The sequence below is a fragment of the Streptomyces sp. NPDC006487 genome, from assembly GCF_042870555.1.
GTDB lineage: Bacteria > Actinomycetota > Actinomycetes > Streptomycetales > Streptomycetaceae > Streptomyces.
In genome coordinates this window covers 22,392-44,208 of the sequence record NZ_JBIAHN010000033.1, presented here as the reverse complement: position 1 = coordinate 44,208, position 21,817 = coordinate 22,392, and the positions used below count along the sequence as shown (strand labels likewise).

The 21,817-nt window shown below is 72.9% G+C and carries 21 protein-coding genes; 10 read left to right on the top strand and 11 right to left on the bottom strand.

Translation table 11 applies throughout. From position 1 onward, the window contains the following. Positions 1 to 149 precede the first annotated feature (149 nt). Positions 150 to 665, bottom strand: coding sequence for a hypothetical protein (locus ACFYM0_RS36970; RefSeq protein WP_327303075.1), 516 nt, complete (start codon positions 663 to 665; stop codon positions 150 to 152). Between the two features lie 352 nt (positions 666 to 1,017). On the opposite strand from ACFYM0_RS36970, the gene ACFYM0_RS36965 reads away from it, so the two are divergent. Further along, the gene (locus tag ACFYM0_RS36965; RefSeq protein ID WP_388509830.1) at positions 1,018 to 1,707 is read left to right on the top strand and encodes a class F sortase; all 690 of its coding nucleotides are present in this window, start codon (positions 1,018 to 1,020) and stop codon (positions 1,705 to 1,707) included. A gap of 58 nt (positions 1,708 to 1,765) precedes the next feature. Here the strand turns inward: ACFYM0_RS36965 and ACFYM0_RS36960 are convergent, their stop codons facing one another. Both ACFYM0_RS36960 and lysX read right to left on the bottom strand, forming a co-directional pair. After that, positions 1,766 to 2,656 carry a polysaccharide deacetylase family protein gene (locus ACFYM0_RS36960; RefSeq protein WP_388509827.1) on the bottom strand — a complete coding sequence of 297 codons (891 nt, stop codon included), beginning with the start codon at positions 2,654 to 2,656 and terminating at the stop codon, positions 1,766 to 1,768. Positions 2,657 to 2,777: 121 nt separating this feature from the next. Then, positions 2,778 to 6,092, bottom strand: a complete 3,315-nt coding sequence (gene lysX, locus ACFYM0_RS36955) for a bifunctional lysylphosphatidylglycerol synthetase/lysine--tRNA ligase LysX (protein WP_388509824.1) — start codon at positions 6,090 to 6,092, stop codon at positions 2,778 to 2,780. 61 nt (positions 6,093 to 6,153) lie between these two features. Here lysX and ACFYM0_RS36950 point away from each other — a divergent pair, with 61 nt between their 5' ends. Together ACFYM0_RS36950 and ACFYM0_RS36945 are read left to right on the top strand one after the other, a co-directional pair. Next, a complete protein-coding gene (locus tag ACFYM0_RS36950; protein WP_266902794.1) occupies positions 6,154 to 6,615 on the top strand; it encodes a universal stress protein in 462 nt (153 codons plus the stop codon). Positions 6,616 to 6,811: 196 nt separating this feature from the next. After that, positions 6,812 to 7,537: a DUF4328 domain-containing protein gene (locus tag ACFYM0_RS36945; RefSeq protein WP_388509821.1), complete on the top strand. Its 726-nt coding sequence runs from the start codon at positions 6,812 to 6,814 to the stop codon at positions 7,535 to 7,537. A 57-nt stretch (positions 7,538 to 7,594) separates the two neighbouring features. On the opposite strand, the gene ACFYM0_RS36940 is transcribed toward ACFYM0_RS36945, so the two are convergent. After that, positions 7,595 to 8,800 carry a CapA family protein gene (locus tag ACFYM0_RS36940; protein ID WP_388509819.1) on the bottom strand — a complete coding sequence of 402 codons (1,206 nt, stop codon included), beginning with the start codon at positions 8,798 to 8,800 and terminating at the stop codon, positions 7,595 to 7,597. A 285-nt stretch (positions 8,801 to 9,085) separates the two neighbouring features. On the opposite strand from ACFYM0_RS36940, the gene ACFYM0_RS36935 reads away from it, so the two are divergent. The 3 genes from ACFYM0_RS36935 to ACFYM0_RS36925 all read left to right on the top strand — a co-directional run bounded on the left by ACFYM0_RS36935 (position 9,086) and on the right by ACFYM0_RS36925 (position 11,085). Beyond that, positions 9,086 to 9,625, top strand: coding sequence for a sigma-70 family RNA polymerase sigma factor (locus tag ACFYM0_RS36935; protein WP_388509816.1), 540 nt, complete (start codon positions 9,086 to 9,088; stop codon positions 9,623 to 9,625). A gap of 47 nt (positions 9,626 to 9,672) precedes the next feature. Next, the gene (locus ACFYM0_RS36930; RefSeq protein ID WP_388509813.1) at positions 9,673 to 10,326 is read left to right on the top strand and encodes a class I SAM-dependent methyltransferase; all 654 of its coding nucleotides are present in this window, start codon (positions 9,673 to 9,675) and stop codon (positions 10,324 to 10,326) included. Positions 10,327 to 10,620: 294 nt separating this feature from the next. After that, positions 10,621 to 11,085 carry a hypothetical protein gene (locus tag ACFYM0_RS36925; RefSeq protein ID WP_243341408.1) on the top strand — a complete coding sequence of 155 codons (465 nt, stop codon included), beginning with the start codon at positions 10,621 to 10,623 and terminating at the stop codon, positions 11,083 to 11,085. Positions 11,086 to 11,094: 9 nt separating this feature from the next. On the opposite strand, the gene ACFYM0_RS36920 is transcribed toward ACFYM0_RS36925, so the two are convergent. The 5 genes from ACFYM0_RS36920 to ACFYM0_RS36900 form a co-directional block, all read right to left on the bottom strand. Continuing rightward, positions 11,095 to 11,499, bottom strand: coding sequence for a hypothetical protein (locus ACFYM0_RS36920; RefSeq protein WP_388509810.1), 405 nt, complete (start codon positions 11,497 to 11,499; stop codon positions 11,095 to 11,097). A gap of 58 nt (positions 11,500 to 11,557) precedes the next feature. Next, entirely contained in the window at positions 11,558 to 12,418 is an 861-nt protein-coding gene (locus ACFYM0_RS36915; protein WP_388509807.1) for an Fpg/Nei family DNA glycosylase, read from the bottom strand. Between the two features lie 91 nt (positions 12,419 to 12,509). Then, complete coding sequence (locus ACFYM0_RS36910) at positions 12,510 to 13,181, bottom strand: signal protein (RefSeq protein ID WP_388509804.1); 672 nt, start codon at positions 13,179 to 13,181, stop codon at positions 12,510 to 12,512. A gap of 43 nt (positions 13,182 to 13,224) precedes the next feature. Further along, positions 13,225 to 15,288 (bottom strand): SpoIIE family protein phosphatase, encoded by a 2,064-nt coding sequence (locus tag ACFYM0_RS36905; protein ID WP_388509801.1) that lies wholly within the window; start codon positions 15,286 to 15,288, stop codon positions 13,225 to 13,227. A gap of 7 nt (positions 15,289 to 15,295) precedes the next feature. After that, entirely contained in the window at positions 15,296 to 16,576 is a 1,281-nt protein-coding gene (locus ACFYM0_RS36900) for a DUF6777 domain-containing protein (RefSeq protein ID WP_388509798.1), read from the bottom strand. Positions 16,577 to 16,751: 175 nt separating this feature from the next. On the opposite strand from ACFYM0_RS36900, the gene ACFYM0_RS36895 reads away from it, so the two are divergent. The 3 genes from ACFYM0_RS36895 to ACFYM0_RS36885 are packed head-to-tail and all read left to right on the top strand — an operon-like array spanning position 16,752 to position 19,698. Further along, positions 16,752 to 17,672, top strand: a complete 921-nt coding sequence (locus tag ACFYM0_RS36895) for a YndJ family protein (RefSeq protein ID WP_388509795.1) — start codon at positions 16,752 to 16,754, stop codon at positions 17,670 to 17,672. After that, positions 17,669 to 18,265 (top strand): DUF1990 family protein, encoded by a 597-nt coding sequence (locus tag ACFYM0_RS36890; protein ID WP_388509792.1) that lies wholly within the window; start codon positions 17,669 to 17,671, stop codon positions 18,263 to 18,265. Before ACFYM0_RS36895 ends, ACFYM0_RS36890 begins: the two co-directional genes overlap by 4 nt. Next, the gene (locus tag ACFYM0_RS36885) at positions 18,223 to 19,698 is read left to right on the top strand and encodes a lipase maturation factor family protein (RefSeq protein ID WP_388509789.1); all 1,476 of its coding nucleotides are present in this window, start codon (positions 18,223 to 18,225) and stop codon (positions 19,696 to 19,698) included. Before ACFYM0_RS36890 ends, ACFYM0_RS36885 begins: the two co-directional genes overlap by 43 nt. On the opposite strand, the gene ACFYM0_RS36880 is transcribed toward ACFYM0_RS36885, so the two are convergent. After that, positions 19,684 to 20,667, bottom strand: coding sequence for an NAD-dependent epimerase/dehydratase family protein (locus tag ACFYM0_RS36880; RefSeq protein WP_388509786.1), 984 nt, complete (start codon positions 20,665 to 20,667; stop codon positions 19,684 to 19,686). The two genes, ACFYM0_RS36885 and ACFYM0_RS36880, sit on opposite strands and share 15 nt — an antisense overlap. Positions 20,668 to 20,889: 222 nt before the next feature. Next, positions 20,890 to 21,066 carry a hypothetical protein gene (locus tag ACFYM0_RS36875; RefSeq protein ID WP_388509783.1) on the bottom strand — a complete coding sequence of 59 codons (177 nt, stop codon included), beginning with the start codon at positions 21,064 to 21,066 and terminating at the stop codon, positions 20,890 to 20,892. 312 nt (positions 21,067 to 21,378) lie between these two features. On the opposite strand from ACFYM0_RS36875, the gene ACFYM0_RS36870 reads away from it, so the two are divergent. Then, the gene (locus ACFYM0_RS36870; protein WP_388509834.1) at positions 21,379 to 21,741 is read left to right on the top strand and encodes a hypothetical protein; all 363 of its coding nucleotides are present in this window, start codon (positions 21,379 to 21,381) and stop codon (positions 21,739 to 21,741) included. Positions 21,742 to 21,817 lie beyond the last annotated feature (76 nt).

Sequence of the window (21,817 nt, the reverse complement as noted above, 5' to 3'; positions counted from 1 at the left end):
ACCCCCCCCCCCCCCCCCCCCCCCCCCCCCCCCCCCCCCCCCCCCACCCCCCCCCCCCCGGCGCCCCCCCCACCCGCGGCCCCCCCGGGGCCCGGCCCGGCCCGGGGGGCCCCCGGCGGTTGTCCGGGCCGACCGGGGAGGTCGGCCGGTCAGGCCCGGCCGCGGATCGGGCGCCGGCGGCGCATCACGTGGGCACCGGCACCGAGGGCCGCCGCGCCGACGAGGCTCGCGCCGATGGCGGTCTCGGTGGTGGACGGGCCGAGGGAGCCGCCGATGCCGCCCTGGGCGCCACGGCCGTCCAGGATCGTGAAGCGGTGCGTGGCGACCAGGCTGTTGTCGTGGCACTTGACCGACAGCGTCTGGTGCCCGGGAGATGCGTGGTTGAAGATCCGGACGGTCGCGAAGCCGATGGAGCCTGCCGACAGGTTCGTCTGCGGAAAGTTGCCGTGCGAGAAGACGATGCCGCCGTGGCCGCAACCGGCCGCGCTGACCTGCATCGTGGAGCCCTGGTGCACGGAGTACGGGTTGACCGTGACATTGCTCGGCCCGCCGTTTCCTCCCGAGGGCGGACCGCCCGCAGGGTTCGCGGAGGCGAATGGGGCACTGAGGGCGATGGCGGCGCAAGTGGCCGCCGCGGTCACGGTAAGAGCGCGGAGAACACGCATGGTGGAACCTCCAGCGGGAAGCGCCCCGGAGCGGTGGCCCGGGCAGATCGACGAGAACGCCTCCCATCACGAACCCTCGGCTCGGTCCGCAACCAGCGCATTTCCACCTTTGGGCCGCAAGGTTGAGCGACACGCCGAAGCGCGGACGCGTTTGCTGACGGATCCGCAGGTCACGACCCGTCAGGCATTTATGTGACGATTACCTGGATGGCCGCACCCCTTCCGGCCCCACCACCCGTTCGCCCTTCCCCGATCGCCGTCCCGCACGCACCGCCTTAGCGTGCGTGAAGTAGGGCGTGAAGGGGTGGGACAAGAACGCGGGTCGGGACCCCCGCGTCGGGAAGGGAGAACCATGCTCGAGGACGAGAGTGAGAGGCCACCGAGGAGACGCTCCCCCTGGGGTGCGATCGCGCTGGTCATGCTCACCGGCCTCGCCATGATGCGCAACGGAGCCGAGGCCGGCGACGGACCTCCGCAGCCGGCCGCCGCCGCCGCGGTCAGCGCACCGGCCGGGTCGGCGGTCGGGCCACAGGCCGACCAGGCACCCTCGGAGCCGCCCGTGCCGCCGCCGGACATGGAGGCGCTGGACCACTCGTCGGTACAGCGCATCCGGATCCCGTCGATCAGCGTGGACGCACCGGTGATGACGGTCGGGCTGGACGCGCAGGGCTGGATCGACGCGCCGCCCCCGCAGGACAAGAACCTGGCCGGCTGGTACCTCAACGGCATCTCGCCGGGCCAGCAGGGTTCGGCGGTGATCGTGGGCCACGTGGACAACGCGCAGGGCCCCGCGGTCTTCTACGGACTGGGCTCGGTCCAGAAGGGCAGCCGCATCGAGGTGGCGCGCTACGACGGCCGCACGGCGGTGTTCGAGGTGTACGGCGTGGAGGTCTTCTCCAAGAGCACCTTCCCCGGATCCCGGGTCTACGGGGACACCGGGCACCCGGAGCTCCGGGTGATCACCTGCGGCGGCGGCTATTCCAAGGGGCGCGGCTACGACGGCAACGTCGTCGTGTTCGCGCGGATGGTGGAGGCCCGCTGACCCGCCCACCCCCGCGCGGCGGCGGACATCGCCGCCGCCGCGCGGATGGTGGGGGCCCTCAGCGCGGCGGCAGTTCCGGCAGCGTCATCCGGAATCCCCGTCCGAGCAGTTGCGGCAGGTAGCTCGCCAGCGCCTGCACGCTCTGCGAGCGGTTGCCGCCCGCGTCGTGGTTCAGCACGATCACTCCTGGCGCGGCCTGCTTGAGGACCCGCGACACGATCGTCACGGTGCCCGGCTCCTTCCAGTCCAGGGTGTCCACGGTCCAGGCGAGCGGTTCCATGCCGAGTTCCGCGCCGATCTCGAAGGCGGCCCGGTTCCATGCCCCGTAGGGCGCCCGGAACCACAGCGGAGCCGTGCCGACGGCCTGTTGTACGACCTCGCTGGTGCGGCCGATCTCGGAGGCCATCGCCGGCCGGCTGATCTTGGTGAGCTGCGGATGGGTCCAGGTGTGATTGCCGATGACGTGTCCCTCGGCCACCATCCTGCGCAGCAGGTCCGGGTTGTCCACCGCCATCTCCCCGCAGACGAAGAACATGGCCCGGACTCCGTGGCGCGCGAGGGTGTCCAGGATGGCCGGGGTGTAGCGGGGGTCGGGGCCGTCGTCGAAGGTGAGGGTCATGGCGCTCGCCGACCCACTTCCCCGTTGGGCGCCGGCGGGCAGTTCCAGGATCGGCCGGGTCCGTACGGCGGGCTTCGCGACGGGCACGCGCTCCGGGGCCCCTTCGGAGGTCATCGGCTCGAGCCGGTACGGGGATCCGCGCGGGAACTGCGGCAGTCCGCCGGGGGCTCCGGTGAGGGGGCCGGGCCCCGCGGCTCCACCGGGTGCCGCCCCGGGTCCGGTACCCGCTGCGGGGCCACCCGCGCCCGGTGTCGGCAGATCGGTCTCACCGCCCGTCAGCAGCCCTGCGGCGGCGGCGACTCCGAGGAAGACGGCGGAACGCAGGAGCATGCGTCGCCCTACTGTCGGCTCGTCATTTTTCATTACTACTACGTATCAACGACATCGCCGCAGATGTCGAGAGGCGCGGACGCGGCTCCCGCCGCTCACCCTCTCGGAGTAGTCCTGCCGGTCAGCCCCGCCTCACCAGCGGGAACGGCAGCGTCTCCCGGATCGTCAGACCCGTGAGGAACATGACGAGGCGGTCGACGCCGATGCCCAGTCCCCCGGTCGGCGGCATCGCGTACTCCAGGGCGTCCAGGAAGTCGTTGTCGAGCTCCATCGCCTCCGGATCCCCGCCCACCGCCAGCAGCGACTGCGCGGTCAGCCGGCGCCGCTGCTCGACGGGGTCGGTCAGCTCCGAGTAGGCGGTGCCCAGTTCGGTGCCGAAGGCCACCAGGTCCCAGCGCTCCGCGAGCCGGGGGTCCTTGCGGTGCTGCCGGGTGAGCGGGGAGACGTCGGTCGGGAAGTCCTTGTAGAAGGTGGGCAGCTTGGTCCGCTCCTCCACCAGCCGCTCGTACATCTCCAGGACCACGTCGCCCCGGGTGTTGTCGGGCGTGTGCGGCACGGCCGCGCGGTCGCACAGCCGCCTCAGGACGTGTTCCTCGGTGTCGGCGTCGACCTCCTCGCCCAGCGCCTCGCTGATCGCCCCGTACATCGTCTTGACCGGCCAGGGCCCGGAGATGTCGTGCACGACGAGCTTTCCGTCCGGTCCGGCCTTGTGCGCGATCGGCGAGCCGTAGGCGGCCGTGGCGGCGCCCTGGATCAGCTCGCGGGTCAGGTCGAGCATCACGTCGTAGTCGGCGAAGGCCTGGTAGGCCTCGAGCATCGTGAACTCGGGGTTGTGCTTGTAGGAGACGCCCTCGTTGCGGAAGGTGCGGCCCATTTCGAAGACCTTCTCCATGCCGCCCACGCAGAGCCGCTTCAGGTACAGCTCGGGTGCGATGCGCAGGTACAGGTCGAGGTCGTAGGCGTTGATGTGGGTGCGGAACGGGCGGGCGTTGGCCCCGCCGTGGATCTGCTGGAGCATCGGGGTCTCGACCTCCAGGTAGCCCCGGTCCAGCAGCCCCTGCCGCAGGGCCTGGACGGCGCTGGACCGGGCCCGTACGACATCGCGCGCCTCCGGGCTGGCCACCAGGTCGAGGTAGCGCCGGCGGACCTTGGCCTCCGGGTCGGCGAGACCCTTGCGCTTGTCGGGCAGCGGGCGCAGGCACTTGCCGGTGAGCTGCCAGGAGCCGACGACCACGGACAGTTCGCCGCTCTTGCTCGCGCCGACCTCGCCGCTCGCGACGACGTGGTCGCCGAAGTCCACCTGGGAGGTGAAGGTGCCGAGCACGGCGGCGCCGGCCTCGTCCCGGGTGAACATCAGCTGGACGTCTCCCGACCAGTCCCGCAGGACGGCGAACACCACGCCGCCGAGGTCGCGCACGACCATCACCCGTCCGGCGACGGTGACCGGCGCACCGGTGCGGGTGCCGGGCGGGTAGCCGGGGTGCGCGGCCTCCAGCTCGGCGACGGTGTGGGTGCGCTGCGGGATGCCGACGGGGTACGGGTCGGTGCCGGCGGCCCGGATCCGCTCCAGCTTGTCGTGGCGGACCCGGACCTGTTCGGGCAGCCGCTCGGCCCGTGCGCCCCCGGTGTCCTCCTGCCCCACGGATTCCAGCCCGAGGGATTCGATGGGCGGCAGGCCGGCGGTGGTGGCGGGGGCGGTGAGCCCGCGCGGGTGGCCGTTGCCCCACAGGGTGCGCATGCTCGGCACGGAGACGAACCCCTCGGCGATGCCGGAGGCGAGGCTGACCCGGGCGAGCGAGCCGGCGTCCTGGAAGCAGAGGAACCGCGGGTACCACTCGGGGCCGTACTTGACGTTCGAGCGGTACAGCGCCTCCAGCTGCCACCAGCGGGAGAAGAAGAGCAGCAGCTTGCGCCACACCTTGAGGACGGGACCGGCGCCGATCCGGCCGCCCTCCTCGAAGGCGGAGCGGAAGACGGCGAAGTTGAGGGAGATGCGGCGCACGCCCAGGCCCGGGGCGGCCGCGCAGAGCTCGGCGACCATGAACTCCATGACCCCGTTGGGGGCGGCCCGGTCGCGGCGCATCAGGTCGAGGGAGATGCCGTCCTTGCCCCAGGGCACGAAGGAGAGCAGGGCGATCAGCTCGCCCTTGTCGTCGAAGGCCTCCACGAGCAGGCAGTCCCCGTCGGCGGAGTCCCCGAGCCGGTCCAGGGCCATGGAGAAGCCGCGTTCGGTCTCGGTGTCGCGCCACTTGTCGGCCCGGTCCACGATCATCTGCATCTCGTCCTCGGAGAGGGCGGAGTGGCGGCGGATGACGGTACTGGCCCCGGTGCGCTTGACCCGGTTGACGGCCTGGCGGGTGACGCGCATGTCGCGGCCGTCGAGGTCGAAGTGGGCGACGTGCAGGATGGCCTCGTCGCCGAGCTGGAGGGCGCCGAGCCCGGAGCGGGCGTACGCGGTCGCCCCGTCCTCGGAGGCGCCCATGACGGCGGGCTGCCAGCCGTAGCGGCGGGCGACGGCGAGCCAGGCGTCGATGGCGGGGGTCCACGCGGCCGGGTCGCCGACGGGGTCGCCGCTGCCGAGGCAGACGCCGGCCTCGACCCGGTAGGTGACGGCGGCCTTGCCGTTCGGGGCGAAGACGACGGCCTTGTCCCGCCGGGTGGCGAAGTAGCCGAGGGAGTCGTTGCGCCCGTAGGCGCCCAGCAGCGCCCGGATGCGGGGCTCCTCGTCCCCGTGCAGGGCGGCGGTGAGCCGCTGGGAACGGAAGAGGGTGGCGGCGGCGTTCAGCAGGGCGAGGGCGCCGAAGAGGCCGAGCAGGAAGTACAGGGGCCTGGCCGGGCGGCCGTCGAACTGCCGGGCCGAGAACAGCCCGCCGAAGACCTGCTTGGCCGACCAGTCCAGCCACTGTCCCTTGGGCAGGGTTCCGGGGAACAGCGCCACCAGGCCCCAGCCGAGGAAGACGGCCGCGAGCAGGCCGAGGCCGAGCACGAGCAGGGCCCGCCACAGGGCCCCCGGCCGGGAGGCGGCGTTGAACTCCTTGCGCGCGGCGATCAGGATCGCCAGGGCGGCGACCGCGAGGGCCATCGAGGAGAAGCCCACCCAGTAGTCCTCGGCGGCGATGGTCAGCACGTCGACCAGGACCAGCAGGGCCAAATAGGTGACGACGATCCACCAGGCGACCTTCTTGCGCATGCCGAGTGCGGCGGCGAGGAGGAAGAGGAAGACGGCGTAGGCGAGGTTGGCGCTGACCGGCACGACGATGGCGTCGAGGAAGCGCACGACGGGCCGCAGCAAGCGGCGCAGCCCCGGGGAGAGCGCCAGCAGGGCGCAGAGCAGCCCGAGCGTGCCGAAGAACGCTCCGAAGGCATCGGGCACCCGGTTCAGGAAGCGGCTGCGGCTGCCGCGCGTCCTGCGCGTCTCCTCCACGGTGGCACTCATGGTTCGCACTGTAAGGAGGGCCGCGTCCCTTCGCGCGGTGAAGGGGTTTAGCCTCGGAAGGGTGACGGAGCACGTGGGTACGGGATTCGAGCGCGGTACGGACGGTCCGAAGGTGATCCTCGCGGGGGTGGACGGTTCCCAGTCCTCGCTGCGCGCGGCCGCCTACGCGGCGGGGCTGGCCCGGCGGCAGAACGCGCTGCTGGCACTGGTGTACGTCCAGCCGGTGATGCCGGCCGGGGCCTCGCTGGGGGCTCCGGTGTCGGAGGCCACCGAGGAGATCGCGGAGGGGCTGGTTGCCGAGATCCGGGAGTCCGCGGAGCGGCTGAAGGGCGTCTACGACGTCCGCTGGCAGTTCCACACCTTCCGCGGGGACGCGTACGCCGGGCTGGTGAGCGCGGCGGAGGAGCTGATGGCGGACGCGGTGGTGGTCGGGGCCTCGGAGCAGGCCGGGCACCGGATCGTGGGCTCGGTGGCGATCCGTCTGGTGAAGGCGGGGCGCTGGCCGGTGACCGTGGTTCCCTAGCGTCTGCGCGCAGCAGGGTCCGCAGGTCGCGACCCCCACGCCCCCGGGGCAGTGATTTGCCCACGCAACCGAACGCCGTAGACGGCGGGCCCGGGCGTGACGTATGTTCAGGCGGCTCCGGGCCGCCCGTCCGTCCCTCAGCCGTTCCCTTGTCACACGTCATACGTCGCACAGTTCCCGTGGGGGGTACTTCGCCATGTCCTCGAGCACGCCCGCTCCGTCACCGTCACCGTCCCCGTATCCGCCGTCCCGGCCCGCCCCACTCCTGCGCTCCCCGGACTCGATGGCGAAGGCCGCGACCGTGCTGCTGCTGGTGGGAGCGGTGACCCATCTCCTCTCGACCGGCTTCAACGTGCACACATGGCAGGTTCAGAAGCAGCTGATCGCCGATCCCGCGGGCGTCGACTACGACAACCTCGGCTCGATCGACGGCCTCGACGCCCTGGTCGGCTTCCTCCAGGGGGCCACGACGCTGGCCACGGTCGTGGTCTTCGTCATCTGGTTCCACCGAGTGCGCTGCAACGCGGAGGTGTTCCGCCCCGACGGCTTCAGTCAGAGCGCCGGCTGGGCGATCGGTGGGTGGTTCGTCCCGATCGCGAACCTCTTCCTCCCGTACCGGACGGCGCGGGAGACCTGGGACGCCAGCACCCAGTACGCCCCTGACGGGTCCTACCGCCACGTCTCGGGCACCCCGGTGGTGGCCTGGTGGCTCACCTTCATCGCCGGCTCGGTCATCAGCAGGGTCGCCGCGTGGAACTACGCGAAGTCGGCGGCTCACGAGGGGCTCCGCGACGCCTCCCTCCTGGGCGCCGTCGGAGACCTGACCACCGCCGTGGCCGCCGTGCTCGCCGTCCTCTTCGTGCGCAGACTGACCGTGATGCAGGGCCTCAAGGCCGCCCAGGGACCGAACGCCGCGGTCTGAGGTTTCCCGGGCCGGGGCTTTCCGGGCCGGGGCGCTCCGGGCCGAGGCGCTCCAGCCCTACTTGGCCGTCGTCAGCCCGTCCTTGGCCGCGCCGCGCCCCAGGACCGCTTCGGTGATCTCGTCGCGGGCCTCCTCGTAATCCTCCCGGCCCGGGTTCTGGGCGAGAGCGGCCGGGAGGTTGATCACCCGGCCCGCTCCGAGATCCATCATCTGCGGGACGAACTCGGCCTTGGTGACCTGCCAGCGCTGCCCGGGCGCGGCCGGCGGGGCGAAGGTGAAGCGGCCGATGGATCCGTAGTTGCCGCGCATGTCGCGGGCGCCGGTGTAGTTGAACATCTCGCCGGCGACCTGATCGCCCATGCCGTAGACGATCCAGGTCCCGTTGACCTTCTCGTACGCCTGCGGGATGTGGGCGTGCGTGCCGAGGATCATGTCCACGTCGGGACGGCCGCCGGTCTGCGAGGCGGTCAGCGCCTTGCCGAGCGCGAGCTGCTTCTCGTCCGGTTCGGTCTGCCACTCCGTGCCCCAGTGGAGGCTGACGAGGACCACGTCGGCGCCCGCCTTACGGGCCGCCCGGGAGTCCGCGACGATCTTCTCCTGCTCCATCAGGTTGACCGCCCAGGGCTGGCCCTCCGGCATCGGGTAGCCGTTGGTGTCGTACGTGTACGCGAGGTGCGCGACCTTCGCGGAGCCCGCGGAGTACATCGTCACGGTGCCCGCCTCGGCGGCCGTACGGGCCGAACCCGCGTGCTTCAGACCGACCTTGTCGAACCGGTCGAGGGTGCGCTTCAGACCGGCGCCGCCGCCGTCGAGGGTGTGGTTCGAAGCCGTGGAACAGCCGTCGTACCCGGCGTCCTTGAGGCCGTCGGCGACCTCGGGCGGGGACTGGAAGGCGGGATAGCCGGTGAACGGGCCGCCTTCCGGCCCGTAGATGGTCTCCATGTGGCAGAGGGCCAGGTCGGCGGCCGAGACGATCGGCTTGACCGCGGAGAACATCGGCCGGAAGTCGTGGCCGTCCCCGTCCGCGTCGGAGGCCGCCCGCCGGATGACCGACTCGTGGGGCAGCACGTCGCCGCTCGCGACGAGGGTGAACCCCTTCGCGGCGGGGGCCGTGGTCGATCCGGGAGCACCGGAGGGCGCTCCGGCGGGCCGGGAGCCGGCGAGACGGGCCGGCGCGGGGTCCCCGCCTGCGGAGCAGCCGGCTACCGCCGACAGCACGACGGCGGTCAGGAGTGCGAGGGCGTGGCGGGTGCGCGCGGTCATCTGTCCCGGCTCTCCTTAATTAGTACGACTACCTGATCTTCCGTCAATCCATAGAAAGAGACGCCGGAAGTCAAGAACCGGCTCCGCCGCCCGGCCGCGCACTCACCCCAATGGCCGTTCGGCGCGCCGTTCGACCGTTCACCGCCACGCGCGCCCGCCCACCGGATGACCCGGGTGCTTGGGCGCACCGTCCGGGCGGGACGGTTCCGGGCGGGCCCGGTGCAGGTCAGGGTGGATCCGTCGACCTCGACCGACCCCCGCACCGACCCCCGGAAGGAGCCTCCCGTGCCCCTTGCCCCCACCCTCCAGCGCACCGACCCCGAGGCGCTGGCCGAACTCCAGCACGAACACGGACGGGCCCTGTTCGGTTTCCTGCTGGGCCTCACGGCCGGTGACGCCCAGCGCGCGGAGGACCTCGTACAGGAGACGCTCCTGCGCCTCTGGCAGCATCCGGAGGTCCTGGGAAGCGGCTACGAGTCCCTGCGGCCCTGGCTGTTCACGGTGGCCCGGCGGCTCGCCATCGACGCCCGCCGGGCACGCCTGTCCAGGCCCCTGGAGGTGGACCCGGAGGGGCTGGACCAGGCGCCGGCGCCGGGAGACGCGGTGGCGGGCTCGGTGACCGCCATCGACGTCCGGCGGGCCGTGGGATCGCTGGGCCCGGAGCACCGGGACGTCCTGGTGCAGGTCTACTTCCAGGACCGCTCGGTGGCCGAGGCCGCGGCAGAGCTCGGGATCCCGGCGGGGACGGTCAAGTCCCGTACGCACTACGCCCTGCGCGCCCTGCGGAAGGACCTCCAGGGCTACGGGTACGGACTCGGCGCCTAGGGTCGGCATCCGGGAGCGTTGTCAGTGCCGGCTGCGAGACTCGCGGGATGACGAACACCGCTGCCATCAGCGCCTACTGGGACGACGCCGCGGCCCGCTTCGACGAAGAGCCGGACCACGGCCTGCGGGCTCCGGAAACCCGCGACGCCTGGGCCGGCCTCCTCGGCTCCTGGCTGCCGGCCGGGCCGCTCGACGTCCTCGACGTGGGCTGCGGCACCGGATCGCTGTCCTTGCTGGCGGCCGAAGCCGGGCACCGGGTCACCGGCGTGGACCTCTCCCCGAAGATGGTCGGGCACGCCCGGGCGAAACTGTCCGCCGCCGGTCTGACGGGCCGGTTCCTGGTCGGCGATGCCTCCGTCCCGCCCACCGGCGACCAGCGGTTCGACGTCCTGCTCTCCCGCCACCTGGTGTGGACCCTGCCCGATCCCCGGGCCGCGCTCGGCGACTGGACCGGCCGTCTGCGCCCCGGCGGCACCCTCGTCCTCGTCGAGGGCCGCTGGCGCGAAGCCGGAGCGGGCGCCGCGCCGTACGTACCCGGGGCCGAGACCCTCCCCTGGGCCGGCGGTATCGGCGCCGACGACCTCGCCGCCGCCGTACGACCGCTCGTCACCACCCTGCGCGTCGAACCCCTCGGCGACGACGCGGCCTTGTGGGGACGTACGGTGACCGACGAACGCTACGCCGTGATCGCCACGGTCTGACCTTGCAGGCACAGACCCGACGCACAGACCCGACGCGCGGACCGCACACGGACCGGCACACGGACCGACGTACGGCGAACGCGTCAAAGAATGGCTTGAACACCCCCGAATCGGACATGAACCGCATCGAAATCGGCATCGGACCGTTCAAGTTGAGTAAACATCCCCCGCTCCGCGAGCCTCGCAAGGAAGGCTCGGCGCTGACGGCGGGAAGACTCGACGCGTGCGGGAGAAGGTGGAACGGTGCAGCCCGAGGGTACGAACGGCACCAGTGACGGCGGGCTCGCGGTGCCCATGGCATGGCTCTACGCGGAGTACATCGCCGATGAACTGCTGCGCACGGGCCGGTTGATCCCGGTCAGCACCCTGGAGTTCCGCGCCGGACGCGACACGCTCGCGCTGACCATCTACCTCTCGGACGCCGCCGGCGAACTCTCCGGGATCCGGGTCGTCTCGCAGCTCGACGAGTGGATGTCGCTGACGGCGTACGGGCACCCCTGGCGCGACTGGGTCCACACCCGGTTCCTCGCGCTGGGCGAGGAGGCCCGCGAGCGCGGCCGGGGCGAGGACCCCGACCTGGAGCTGGCCCGGGCGGCCTGGCGCTGGCTGGACCACACGGAACTGTTCGCCACGAACCTCGACCCGGGACGCCACGGCCACGCCGACACCCCGCCGGGCCTGGACGAGAACGCCCGGGTCTGGACCCCGGCCTGGCAACTCGGACTCCCTCTCGGGCACTTGGCGATGCACCTGTTCTGAGGGCGGGCACTACTCCGGCCGGCGCGGCCCCGCCGGCTCCGTCGGGTCGGTGACCAGACCGGTGAAGTCGGCCTCGTTGCGCTCGGCCCGGATCACGTACGCGCGGGCCACGCACCACAGCACCGGGTACACCAGGACCCCGAGCACGACCCAGACCAGCGGGCCCGAAGCGACCCGCGGGAGCAGGAACAGCAGGGGCAGCAGGCCCACCAGGAGGACGAGCGCGGCCAGGGCGCCGAGGCCCGCGCGGAGCTGGCTGCGCATGAGGGCCCGTACGTAGGTGGCGCCGAGGGTGGTCTGCTCGGAGATCTCGGAACGGGCCGGCGTGTGCGCGGGGGGCCTGCGGCGGCTCCCGCGCGGGACCCCGGTGACGACCTCCCGCCGGGGCGGCTGCGGCTGCTGCTCCTCGGCCATGGGCCGGAGTCTAACCGGACCCGGGCCCCCCGGAACCCTCCGGGCGGGGCCCCGGGGCCTACTTCAGCAGCTTCGACAGCCGCCGGTCGGCGAGCGGCTTCCCCCCGGTCTGGCACGTGGCGCAGTACTGGAGCGAGGAGTCGGCGAAGGAGACCGAGCGGACGGTGTCCCCGCACACCGGGCAGGGCTCGCCCGCGCGGCCGTGGACCCGCATCCCGCTCTTCTTCTCGGCCTTGAGCCGCCCGGCGGCCACCCCGTGCGCGCGCTCGACGGCCGTGCGCAGGGTCTCCTCGACGGCCGCGTACAGCTGGTCCACCTGCGCCTCGTCGAAGGAGGCGGCCAGTTTGAAGGGCGAGACCTTGGCGTGGTGGAGGATCTCGTCGCTGTAGGCGTTGCCGATGCCGGCGATGACGCTCTGGTCGCGCAACACGCCCTTGATCTGCCGCCGTTCCCCGGCGAGCAGCGCGGCGAAGGCCTCGCGGCCGAAGCCCTCGGCGAGCGGGTCCGGACCCAGCCGGGCGATGCCGGGGACCTCTTGCGGATCGCGGACCACGTACACGGCGAGCCGCTTCTGGGTCCCGGCCTCCGTGAGGTCGAACCCGCCGCCGCCCTCCAGGACGAGACGCAGGGCGAGCGGCCCTTTGCCCGGGCGCGGAGGCCGGTCGGGAACGGTGTCGATCCAGCGCAGCCAGCCGGCCCGGGCCAGGTGGGTGACGAGGTGCAGTTCACCGATGCGCAGGGCGAGGAACTTTCCGTACCGGGCCGTGGCCCCGGCCTGCTGCCCTTCGAGCGCGGTCAGCGGCGGGTCGTACGTCTTGAGCACGCTCACGGCGAGCGGGAGGACGCGCTCGACCACCCGCCCGGCGAGGTGCTCGTCGAGGAACTCCCTCAGGGCCTCGACTTCGGGCAGCTCGGGCATGCCCCCAGCCTGCCGCGGCCCCGGGCCGGGCGCGAGCCGAGCGCGGGCCGGGACGGGGCACGGGAGCCGATCCGGTCCTGCGGGCCGCCCCTCAGCCGGCAGAGACCTGAAGCTTGTAGTTCACGCCGACGGCGAAGGAGCCCGATGCTCCCCTGATGCTCAGCGTGTGGCTGCCGGGTGCCAGCGGTTCCAGTTGCACCCAGAGGCCGCAGCCGTGGGTGAGGAAGCGCCCCCCGTCCTTGGTGAGCGGATTGCCGTCGACGGCAACGAACCTGACGTCCGTCGCCTCGTATCGCTCGGGTTCCAGAGCTCGGCCGTCGAGGACGGCCTTCCCCTGCGCCGAGGCCATGAAGGCGGTGCAGTCGTCCTCTTCGCCGATCATGTTCACCAGGGGGAAGGCCACCGGCGCCGATGCTGGCACCGTGCAGGTGCGCGTCACGGTGCCGCCGAAGGTGCCGGCCAGGAACCAGATGCCGTCCTCCTGGCCCTGGGCGCACAGATGGCCGTCCGGGTCAGAGACGGGGTTCGATTCGCTGACGCTCGAAGCCGCCCAGGTCCACCAGCTGCCCTGCAGATCGGCAGCGCTCAGCTTGGCTCGCGCGCCGGGAGAACTCGCGGCGGGAGAACTCGCGGCGGGAGCCGCGGTCACCGTGCCGGCCGGGGAGCCACTGCTGTCCGCAGAGCTCGGCGCGGACGTGGTGGAGCAGGCGCTGAGCAGGACCGATGCGCCGATCAGCAGGGCTATGGATCTTCCGGGATGCATGAGCGAAGAGTACGAGGCCGTGAGCCTCCTACCCGCGGAGGGGTCACGGCATCGTGAACTCGCACCATACGCACTTGCCGCTCCCCCGCGATTCCACGCCCCAGACGTCCGCCAGCCGGTCCACCAGCATCAGCCCGCGCCCCGAGACACCGGCGTCGCCCGCCTCCCTGCGCCGGGGCAGGGCGCTGGAGCGGTCCTCGACCTCCACCCGGAGTCTGCGTTCGGGGCCGGACAGGACGCGGAGGGTCACGATCGCCGGGCCGTCGGTGTGCATGAGGGCGTTGACGATGAGCTCGTCGGCGATCAGCTCGATCTCGTCCGCCCGGTCCCGCGCGCCCCACGCGCGCACCGCCGCGCCGATCATGTGGCGGGCCGATACGAGGGCTTCCGGATCGCCGGGGGCCACGTGCTGCTGGAGCCGGCCGCCGGCCTGCTGGGCCTCCTCGGCGTCGCGGCGGAGCAGGAGCAGGGCCATGTCGTCGTCGCCGCCCCGGTCGTCCACGACCTCGCACAGCCGGTCGGCGAGCAGGGACAGGTCGGCCGGTCCGGTGCGGACGAGGGAGGCGAGGAGCCGGACGCCGTCGTCGAGGTCGGCTCCGGGTTGTTCCACCAGGCCGTCCGTGCACAGCAGGAGCGTTTCCCCCGGTCCCATCTCGACCGTGGTCACCGGGTACTCCAGCAGTCCGAACTCCGCGGACAGCCCCAGCGGCATCCCGCCCTCCAGCGCGAGGCGCTCGCAGCCGCCGTCCAGGGTGCGCATCAGGGGGTCGATGTGGCCGGCCCGGACCAGTTGCAGCACCCCGGTCGAGAGGTCGGCCTCGACGTACGTGCAGGTGGCGAAGCGGTCGGTGTCCAGCTCGTGCAGGAAGACGGATGCCCGGGCCATGACGGTGGCGGGCGAGTGCCCTTCGGCGGCGTAGGCGCGCAGCACGATCCGCAGCTGGCCCATGACCGCCGCCGCGTGGGTGTCGTGGCCCTGGACGTCGCCGATGACCGCGCCGACCCGGCCGCCTGGCAGCGGGATGACGTCGTACCAGTCGCCGCCGATGTCCCTGCCCATCCGGGCCGAGCGGTACCGTACGGCGATCTCGGCGCCCGGTACCGAGGGGATCCGGCGCGGCAGCATCGCCTGCTGGAGTCCCTCCGCCAGATCGTGTTCCTGCTCCAGCAGCATCGCCCGCTGGAGGCTCTGCGCGATGCTGCTGCCGAGCGCGACGAGCAGGTTGCGCTCCTCCTGCGTGAAGCCGTCCTTGTCCTGGTAGAGCAGGCCGATGGCACCGATCGGGCGGGCCTGGGCGATCAGCGGCAGGTAGGCGGCCGCCGAGATGTGCATGGACGAGATCTTCGCCCAGAGGCCGGGGTAGCCGGCGGCGAACTCCGCCGCGGAGTCCAGGAAGCGCGGCTGGAGCGAGCGCACCACCTCGCTCATGGGGTACTGCTCGTCGATGCGGGTGTAGCGGGTGCCGGGGACGAAGCTGCCCGCGGGGCCCTCGGCGACGAGGTGGATCCGGCCCGCTTCGACCAGTCCCATCACCATGCCCATGGACCCGAGCCGTTCCAGGCCGTGGGCGTCGCCGAGCGCGTCGATGACGTCCTGGACGGTACGGGCGTGCGCGAGCGCGGCGGTGGTGCTCTCGACCACGGACGTCTGGCGGCGCCGCTCCTCGTCCAGCCCGAGGCGCTCCGCCGAATGACTGAGCTCCTCGGTGGCGTCGCGGACGATGCCGATGATCCGGTACGGACGGCCGTCCGGGCCGCGCATGACCCGTCCCTGGGTGTGCGTCCAGCGCAGTCGGCCGTCGTGGCAGCGGATGCGGAAGTAGGCGCCGTAGCTGTCGACCCCGCTCTTGAGGGCCGAGGAGACCAGTGCGTCGAGCCGGACGCTCTCGGCGGGCGGGACGCGCGGGGCGAGGGACTCCGGCCGGCCGTCGTACTCCTCGGGGGTGGTGTCGAAGACGTCGAGGGCGGCCGAGTCCATGTGCATGAGACCGGTGACCAGGTCCCAGTCGAAACTGCCCATGCGGTTCAGCGAGAGCGACCGGTCCGGATGTGCGGGCCAGTCCTCCGGCAGCGATACGGCGGTCGGCACCGGTCCACCATGACACACGGGCCGGTTAGGCGCTCTCCAGGTACTGGCCGTCGTACGGGGCCGAGGGCTGCTGCTCCGGGACGGAGTAGGGGTCGGCGTACGGGTCCGCGTAGGGATCCGCGTACGGGTCGCTGGGCTCCGGCGACACCCCGTCGGGAGCCACCAGGGTCCCCGGATCGCTCGGGATCTGCCCGGGCAGGTCGGAGGGGATGTCGGTGGGTACCTCGGAGGGCCGGTCGGTGGCGGGCGGCGGGGCCGTGGGCGGGCCCGAGGGGATGCCGGACGAGGGCTGGTCGGGGGTGACCGGCGTGTTCGGGGTGTTCGGGGCCGTCTGCGGGGAGCTCGGCGGGCAGTCGGCCGCTTTCGGGGCGGTGCTGCGGCCGGGGCTCGGCGGGCCGGTGGGCGGCGGCTCGGTGCGGGCGAGGCTGTTGCTCTCCGGGGTCCGGCACGGGTCCGCCGGCGCGGTGCCGGGCGGGGTCGCGGGCCCGCTGGGGATTCCGTCGGCCGGGTCGTACGGGGGCGGCGTCCGCGGGGTGCGGTCCTGGGCTCCGTCGTCGCCGGCCGTGCGCTCGATCCAGGTGTTGTCGGCGATGTTGACGATGACCAGGTTGTCGATCGCCTGAATGGTCGGCTCGATGACCACGACCTGGGTGGGCTGGTAGCCGCTCCAGGGCTCCCCCTTGAGCACCGGCGCGCCGGGCGCGGCGCGCGGCGCGAGCAGGGGGTTTCCGCAGGCGCAGCGGACGCGGGGCATGCCGTGGTCGTCCACGAGGACGGCGGTTCCGGCCTGGAGGACGGACTGGAAGGCGTTGGGCTCGCCGCCGACGAAGCCGTGGTTGGTCACCCGGGTGTCGGCGCGCAGCACGACCGGGGTGAGACCGCGCAGGAAGTCGGGGATCTGCGCCTGCTCCACCCGGGAGGCCTCGGCGAAGGCACGGGCCTTGGCGTCGTCGGCGGTCAGGGACTGGACCTGCGCCTCCACGTCGCAGCTGCCGAGCCGCTGGGTCCCGCCGTACAGGCCGGGAGTGGCCGCGTTGACGGTACGGATGCCCTGGCCCGTCGCGTTGGGCAGCGGGGGCTGGATGGGGGCCGATTCGGCGGTGGCGGAGGAGGAGGTGAAGGGGTCCGGGCCGGCCGAGGCCACGGGCTGGAGGTGGACGTCCTGGCTCTCGGCGGCGGGGCCTTTGGTCCGCCCCTCTTCGCCGGAGGCCCCGCAGGCCGCGGCGAGGAGGCCGAGGACGGTGAAGAGGGCCGCACGGGCCGGTGCGTGACGACGCGGCGCCTGACGGGGTGTCGGTGCGTACACGTTGCATCTCCCTTTTCGCCCCGGTTGCTCCCTCTTGTCTGCCGCATGTCCGGGGTGGCCGCAACCGGAGATCACGCCCCCAACCCTCCCTTGAACATGTTCAAGAGAGGGTCTAGGCTCACGATCGTGAGTTGAACGCGTTCAATGCGTTCGTTCCCGGGAGGGGGAATCCTCGGTGACCGTGCTGGTGAATCTGATCGTCACGCTGGGCATGCTGTACGTCGTCCCGGCCGGCCTGCGCCTGATCGATCCGGTCCGGTTCGGCCGCACGGCCCGGCTGTGGCCGTTGTTCGCGGCCCCCGGAGCGGTCTGCCTGTGGCTGCCCCGGGGAGCCCCGGCCACGGCGCTCGCCGCGCTCTACGCAGCGGCCACGCTGGCCCTCGCGGTGCGGGCCCTGGTTCCGGCGGTGGGGGCCCTGGCCCGGTCGGCGCGGAACCCGACCCGTTCCGGCGCACCCGGGCGGGGCCCCGGACCCGCCGAGGTGGCCGTGCTCACCGCGCTCGTGGCGCCCTCGGTCGCCGGGACCGCCCTGGTCGCCGAACGCGCCGGACACCGGCTCTTCGGCTTCGACCTCGACATCCTGGCCCTGACCGTGCCGCACTTCCACTTCGCCGGTTTCACGGCGGCCCTGGTCGCCGGACTGGTGTGCCGGGCCTCCGCCGCCGGAGCCCTCGCGCGCTGGGCGGCGTACAGCGTGCCGGCCGGGACGGGGCTCGTACTGCTCGGCTACTTCGTCGACGACTGGGCCGAGCTGGTGGGCGCGGTGACGCTGACCGGCGGCATGTGGGCGGTGGCCCTGCTGACCTGGCGGGACGTCCGCCCCGGGGCCGCGGGGCGCGACCGGATCACCGGCGCGCTGCTCGCGGTCTCGGCGGCCGTCCTGGTGGCGACCATGCTGCTCGCCCTGTGGTGGGCGCTCGGCGAGGCCACCGGGATCGTGCACCCCACCCTGACCTGGATGGCCGCGACCCACGGTCTCGGCAACGCCCTCGGCTTCGGCCTGTGCTCACTGCTGGCCTGGCGCCGCCTGAGCACCCGCGCCGCCGAGCCGGCCCGCCTGCCCGCCCGACCCGCCCGAACGGAGATCCCGGCATGACCCGCCTCACCAGCCAGGGCCGCAGCACCTTCAACTACCCGGAGCGGGGCGCCACCGCCGTGCGGCCGCTGCCCACCGGATACGGCATCACCCACCACCGCACCCGGCTCGGGCACGGCAGGGCCGTCCTCGACGCCGCCGCCATCGCCGTCACCACCTTCCGCGCGCACCGCGACTCGGGGATGCTCGTCACCGCCGGACCGGACCCCGTCCGGCGGGGTGACCGGGTGGTGGTCGGGATGGGCGTCGGCCCCCTGCGGATCGATGCCCCGTGCGAGGTGATCTGGGCGGTGTACGAGCCCCGGCGGACCGGTTTCGCCTACGGGACGCTGAGCGGGCATCCCGCCCGCGGCGAGGAGTCCTTCGTGGTGGAGATGGAGGCGGACGGCTCGGTCTGGTTCGAGGTCAACGCCTTCAGCCGCCCGGAACGCTGGTACGCCCGGCTGGGCGGCCCGGTCCTGCCCTTCCTCCAGCAGGCTTACGCCCGCCGCCTCGGCCGGTACGTCCGGCAGCTGGCCACCGGCGTCCGGCCGGCCCGATACTGGAGGGGATGGACTGGTTCACGGCGCCCGGATACTGGCTGGGGCGGCTGATCTTCCAGCGGGCCCTGGCCGGTGTCTACCTCGTCGCCTTCGCCGGGGCCGCCCTGCAGTTCCGGGCACTGATCGGGGCGCACGGCATGCTGCCCGTGCCGCGCCACCTGCGGTACGTGCCCTTCCGTCGCGCCCCCACCCTGTTCCACCTGCACTACTCGGACCGGTTCTTCGCCGTCTGCGCCTGGACCGGGGCCGCCCTGGCCGCGGCGCTCGCCGCGGGGGCGGGGGACGCGGTGCCGCTGGGGGCGGCGATGGCGATGTGGGCGCTGCTGTGGCTGCTGTACCTGTCGATCGTGAACGTGGGGCAGACCTGGTATTCCTTCGGCTGGGAGTCGCTGTTGCTGGAGGTCGGCTTCCTGGCCGTCTTCCTCGGCAACGCGCGGGCCGGGCCGCCGGTGCTGGTGCTGTGGCTGCTGCGCTGGGTGGTCTTCCGGGTGGAGTTCGGCGCCGGGCTCATCAAGATGCGGGGCGATCCCTGCTGGCGCCGGCTCACCTGCCTGTACTTCCATCACGAGACGCAGCCGATGCCCGGTCCGCTGAGCTGGTTCTTCCACCATCTGCCGCAGCCGCTGCACCGGGTGGAGTGCGCCGCCAACCACGTGACCCAACTGGTCGTGCCCGTCCTGCTGTTCACCCCGCAGCCGGTGGCCTCGTACGCCGCCGGGATCATCGTGGCGACCCAGCTGTGGCTGGTGCTGTCGGGGAACTTCGCCTGGCTGAACTGGATCACGATCACGGCGGCCCTGCCGGCCTTCGACTTCAGCGCACTCGCGGGCGACCCGCCGCCGGCGGCCTCCCGGGAGGGTCCGCTCTGGTACGTGGTGCTGCTGTGCGCGACGACCGCGCTGGTGCTCGTGCTGAGCCGGCATCCGGTGGCCAACATGATCTCGCGCGGCCAGGTCATGAACCGGTCCTTCGACCCCCTCCACCTGGTCAACACCTACGGGGCGTTCGGCACGGTGGGCCGGATCCGCGAGGAGGTGGTGGTGGAGGGCACCGCGGACCGGCGGCCCCGGGAGGACGGCGCGTGGCGGGAGTACGGGTTCAGGGGCAAGCCGGGTGACGTGCGCCGGATCCCGCGCCAGTTCGCTCCGTACCACCTGCGCCTCGACTGGCTCATGTGGTTCGCGGCGCTCTCCCCCGGCTACGCCCGCGACTGGTTCGGGCCGTTCGTCGAGCGGCTGCTGGCGGGCGACCGGGACACCCTGAAGCTGATCCGCCACAACCCCTTCCCGGACGCACCGCCGCTCTACGTCCGGGCGCGGCTGTACCGCTACCGGTTCACGACCTGGCGGGAACTGCGCGAGACCGGGGCGTGGTGGCACCGCACGCTGGTGCGCGAGTACCTGCCGCCGACCCGGCTCGCGGAGGCGTCCTGGCCGGAGCCCCGGCCGGGACCCCGGGCGGCGCCCCGGTCAGAGCCCGAGTAGCGCTGCCTCCCGCTCCGCCGATATGCCCTTCTGGGGCCGGTCGGGCCGGTGCGGGGCGACCCCGCCGAGCGACCGGAGCCAGGTCCAGGTGTCCGCGACGGTCTCCTCCACGGGGCGGCAGACGAGGCCCGCCGCCAGGGCCTTGGTGACGTCCCCGCCGAACATGTAGTCGTGCAGTTCGCCCTCGGGGAGGTAGATGGGCAGCTCGACCCAGGGCTCGATGCCCGCCTTCTCGATCACCGCCGAGTCGGTCCAGCGCGGTTCGAACTCGGCGCCGGTGGCGGCGGCGCAGGCCTCCAGGAGGCTGTTCATGGTGGCGTGGCCGACCGGGGAGACCAGGTTGTAGGCGCCGCCGAGCCCGGCCGATCCCGCGTCGAGGGTCCAGCGTGCCAGGTCGCGCACGTCGATGTACTGCAGTTGCAGTCCGGGGTGCCCGGGCGCGAGGAGGGGCCCGCCGCGGGCGACGCGGTTCAGCCACCAGGGCAGCCGGCCGACGTTCTCGTACGGGCCGATGATCAGCCCGGCGCGCACCAGCAGGGCGCGGTCGCCGAAGGCGTCCAGGGCCGCGAGTTCGCCGCCGCGCTTGTCTTCGGCGTAGGCGGTGGACTCCGCGTCGGGCGAGCCCTCGACCACCGGGCCGTCCTCGTCCAGACCGGCGGGGGCGGGATAGGCGTACACCGAGCGGCTGGATATGTACACGTACCGCCCGGCCCGGCCCGCGAGCAGCCGGGCGCTGTCGCGCACGGCGGTGGGGGCTCCGCCCCAGGTGTCGACGACGAGGTCCCATCGCCCCTGGGCGAGGGCGTCCAGGCCTCCGGGTGCGGTGCGGTCCCCGCGCAGGGCCGTGGTCCCCGGCGGGGGCGCGTGGTGCCCGCGGTGGAAGACGGTCACCTCCCACCCGCGGCTCAGGGCGTCTTCGGTGATCGCGCGCCCGACGAATTCGGTTCCACCCAGCATCAGCAGCTTCATGCAGGTCAGCCTGCCCGGGGCCGGGGGTGCACGGAACCCTTGATCGCCCAGAGCGATGACGCCCACGGCGTACGGGTACCGGGAACTTCCGGGCGCCCTCCGGCGTGGACGGGCCCGCGAACAGCCACCGCGGGGCTCAGCCACCGCACGGCGCCGCCCGCCGTCCCGGGTCTTCACACCGGGAACGACGGGCGGACCGCACCGTACGGGTCGGGCGCGTGTCTAGTCGATGCCGGGCAGGATGTGCGGCTCCGCGAGGTCGTCCTCGTAGCCTGCGAGGCGGATCGGAGCGGACCGGGCCCAGACTTCCAGGTTGCCGAGGGTCTCGGGGCGCTTCGCGCTCCGCGAGCTCGTCCGTTCTCTGGTCGCCTGGTCGGTCGTCGTCAGTTCTGGCGTCACCGCGCACTCCTTTGTGTCGCGTAACCCGGCGGGCGAACCGCGCGCCGGTGCGGGAAGAGGGGGTTTCCGGACGCGGTGGCGCCTTGGTGGAGCGAGTGCCCGTGTGGGGCTCTCATGGCGATCAGAGTACACATATGAGCGCACCCCCGCTCGATGGAAAGGTAAAATCCGCTCCGGACAGCTTGTTTTCTCCACGAGTTCATCACCTTGCACGGCGGCGCGTCGTGTAGGGCTGATCTGCTCGACGGCGCCATACGGGTGATGCGCGGTCAGGCGACGGAAGGAACGACAGTGGCGAAGTCCGAAGTGCCGGTGGTCGTCGGAAGCGTCGGGGAACTGATGGACCTGCTGCGGTGCGGGCCCGGCGACGGCCATGGGCTGCGGGTGGCGGCGCTGCTGCGCCGTTCGCACCCCTTCGACAAGGAACTGCAGGTCGCGGGGCTGTTGATCGGTCATCCCGCGGAGGTGATCCGCCCCCTGCTGGGCGAGCGGGTGGCCCGGCTCGTACGGCTCCAGGGGCCCGGCGCACCGGTGCCCGGGCCGGACCCCGACGCGGAGTCCCTCGGTCACGCGGCCGAGGCGGGCCGGTCCGCGGGCCTGGACGCGGGCGTGCTGGAGGACTGGCGCCCGGTGCTGGAGCTGGTCGCCGCGGGGGCCTACGGCCGTACGGCCTGAACGCGGAGCGCCCCCGGTCCCCCTCTCGGGGAGGGGGACCGGGGGCGCTCATTTGACGCGGGGCAGGTGGCGCGGG

What these genes read in the sequence shown, in the direction of transcription:
- ACFYM0_RS36945 (WP_388509821.1), top strand. Translation starts at nt 6,812, where the DNA reads ATGTCCTCGAGCACGCCCGCTCCGTCACCGTCACCGTCCCCGTATCCG.
- ACFYM0_RS36890 (WP_388509792.1), top strand. Translation starts at nt 17,669, where the DNA reads ATGACCCGCCTCACCAGCCAGGGCCGCAGCACCTTCAACTACCCGGAG.
- ACFYM0_RS36920 (WP_388509810.1), bottom strand. Translation starts at nt 11,499, where the DNA reads ATGGCCGAGGAGCAGCAGCCGCAGCCGCCCCGGCGGGAGGTCGTCACC.
- lysX (WP_388509824.1), bottom strand. Translation starts at nt 6,092, where the DNA reads ATGAGTGCCACCGTGGAGGAGACGCGCAGGACGCGCGGCAGCCGCAGC.
- ACFYM0_RS36930 (WP_388509813.1), top strand. Translation starts at nt 9,673, where the DNA reads ATGACGAACACCGCTGCCATCAGCGCCTACTGGGACGACGCCGCGGCC.
- ACFYM0_RS36880 (WP_388509786.1), bottom strand. Translation starts at nt 20,667, where the DNA reads ATGAAGCTGCTGATGCTGGGTGGAACCGAATTCGTCGGGCGCGCGATC.
- ACFYM0_RS36965 (WP_388509830.1), top strand. Translation starts at nt 1,018, where the DNA reads ATGCTCGAGGACGAGAGTGAGAGGCCACCGAGGAGACGCTCCCCCTGG.
- ACFYM0_RS36960 (WP_388509827.1), bottom strand. Translation starts at nt 2,656, where the DNA reads ATGCTCCTGCGTTCCGCCGTCTTCCTCGGAGTCGCCGCCGCCGCAGGG.
- ACFYM0_RS36940 (WP_388509819.1), bottom strand. Translation starts at nt 8,800, where the DNA reads ATGACCGCGCGCACCCGCCACGCCCTCGCACTCCTGACCGCCGTCGTG.
- ACFYM0_RS36915 (WP_388509807.1), bottom strand. Translation starts at nt 12,418, where the DNA reads ATGCCCGAGCTGCCCGAAGTCGAGGCCCTGAGGGAGTTCCTCGACGAG.
- ACFYM0_RS36970 (WP_327303075.1), bottom strand. Translation starts at nt 665, where the DNA reads ATGCGTGTTCTCCGCGCTCTTACCGTGACCGCGGCGGCCACTTGCGCC.
- ACFYM0_RS36925 (WP_243341408.1), top strand. Translation starts at nt 10,621, where the DNA reads ATGGCATGGCTCTACGCGGAGTACATCGCCGATGAACTGCTGCGCACG.
- ACFYM0_RS36910 (WP_388509804.1), bottom strand. Translation starts at nt 13,181, where the DNA reads ATGCATCCCGGAAGATCCATAGCCCTGCTGATCGGCGCATCGGTCCTG.
- ACFYM0_RS36885 (WP_388509789.1), top strand. Translation starts at nt 18,223, where the DNA reads ATGGACTGGTTCACGGCGCCCGGATACTGGCTGGGGCGGCTGATCTTC.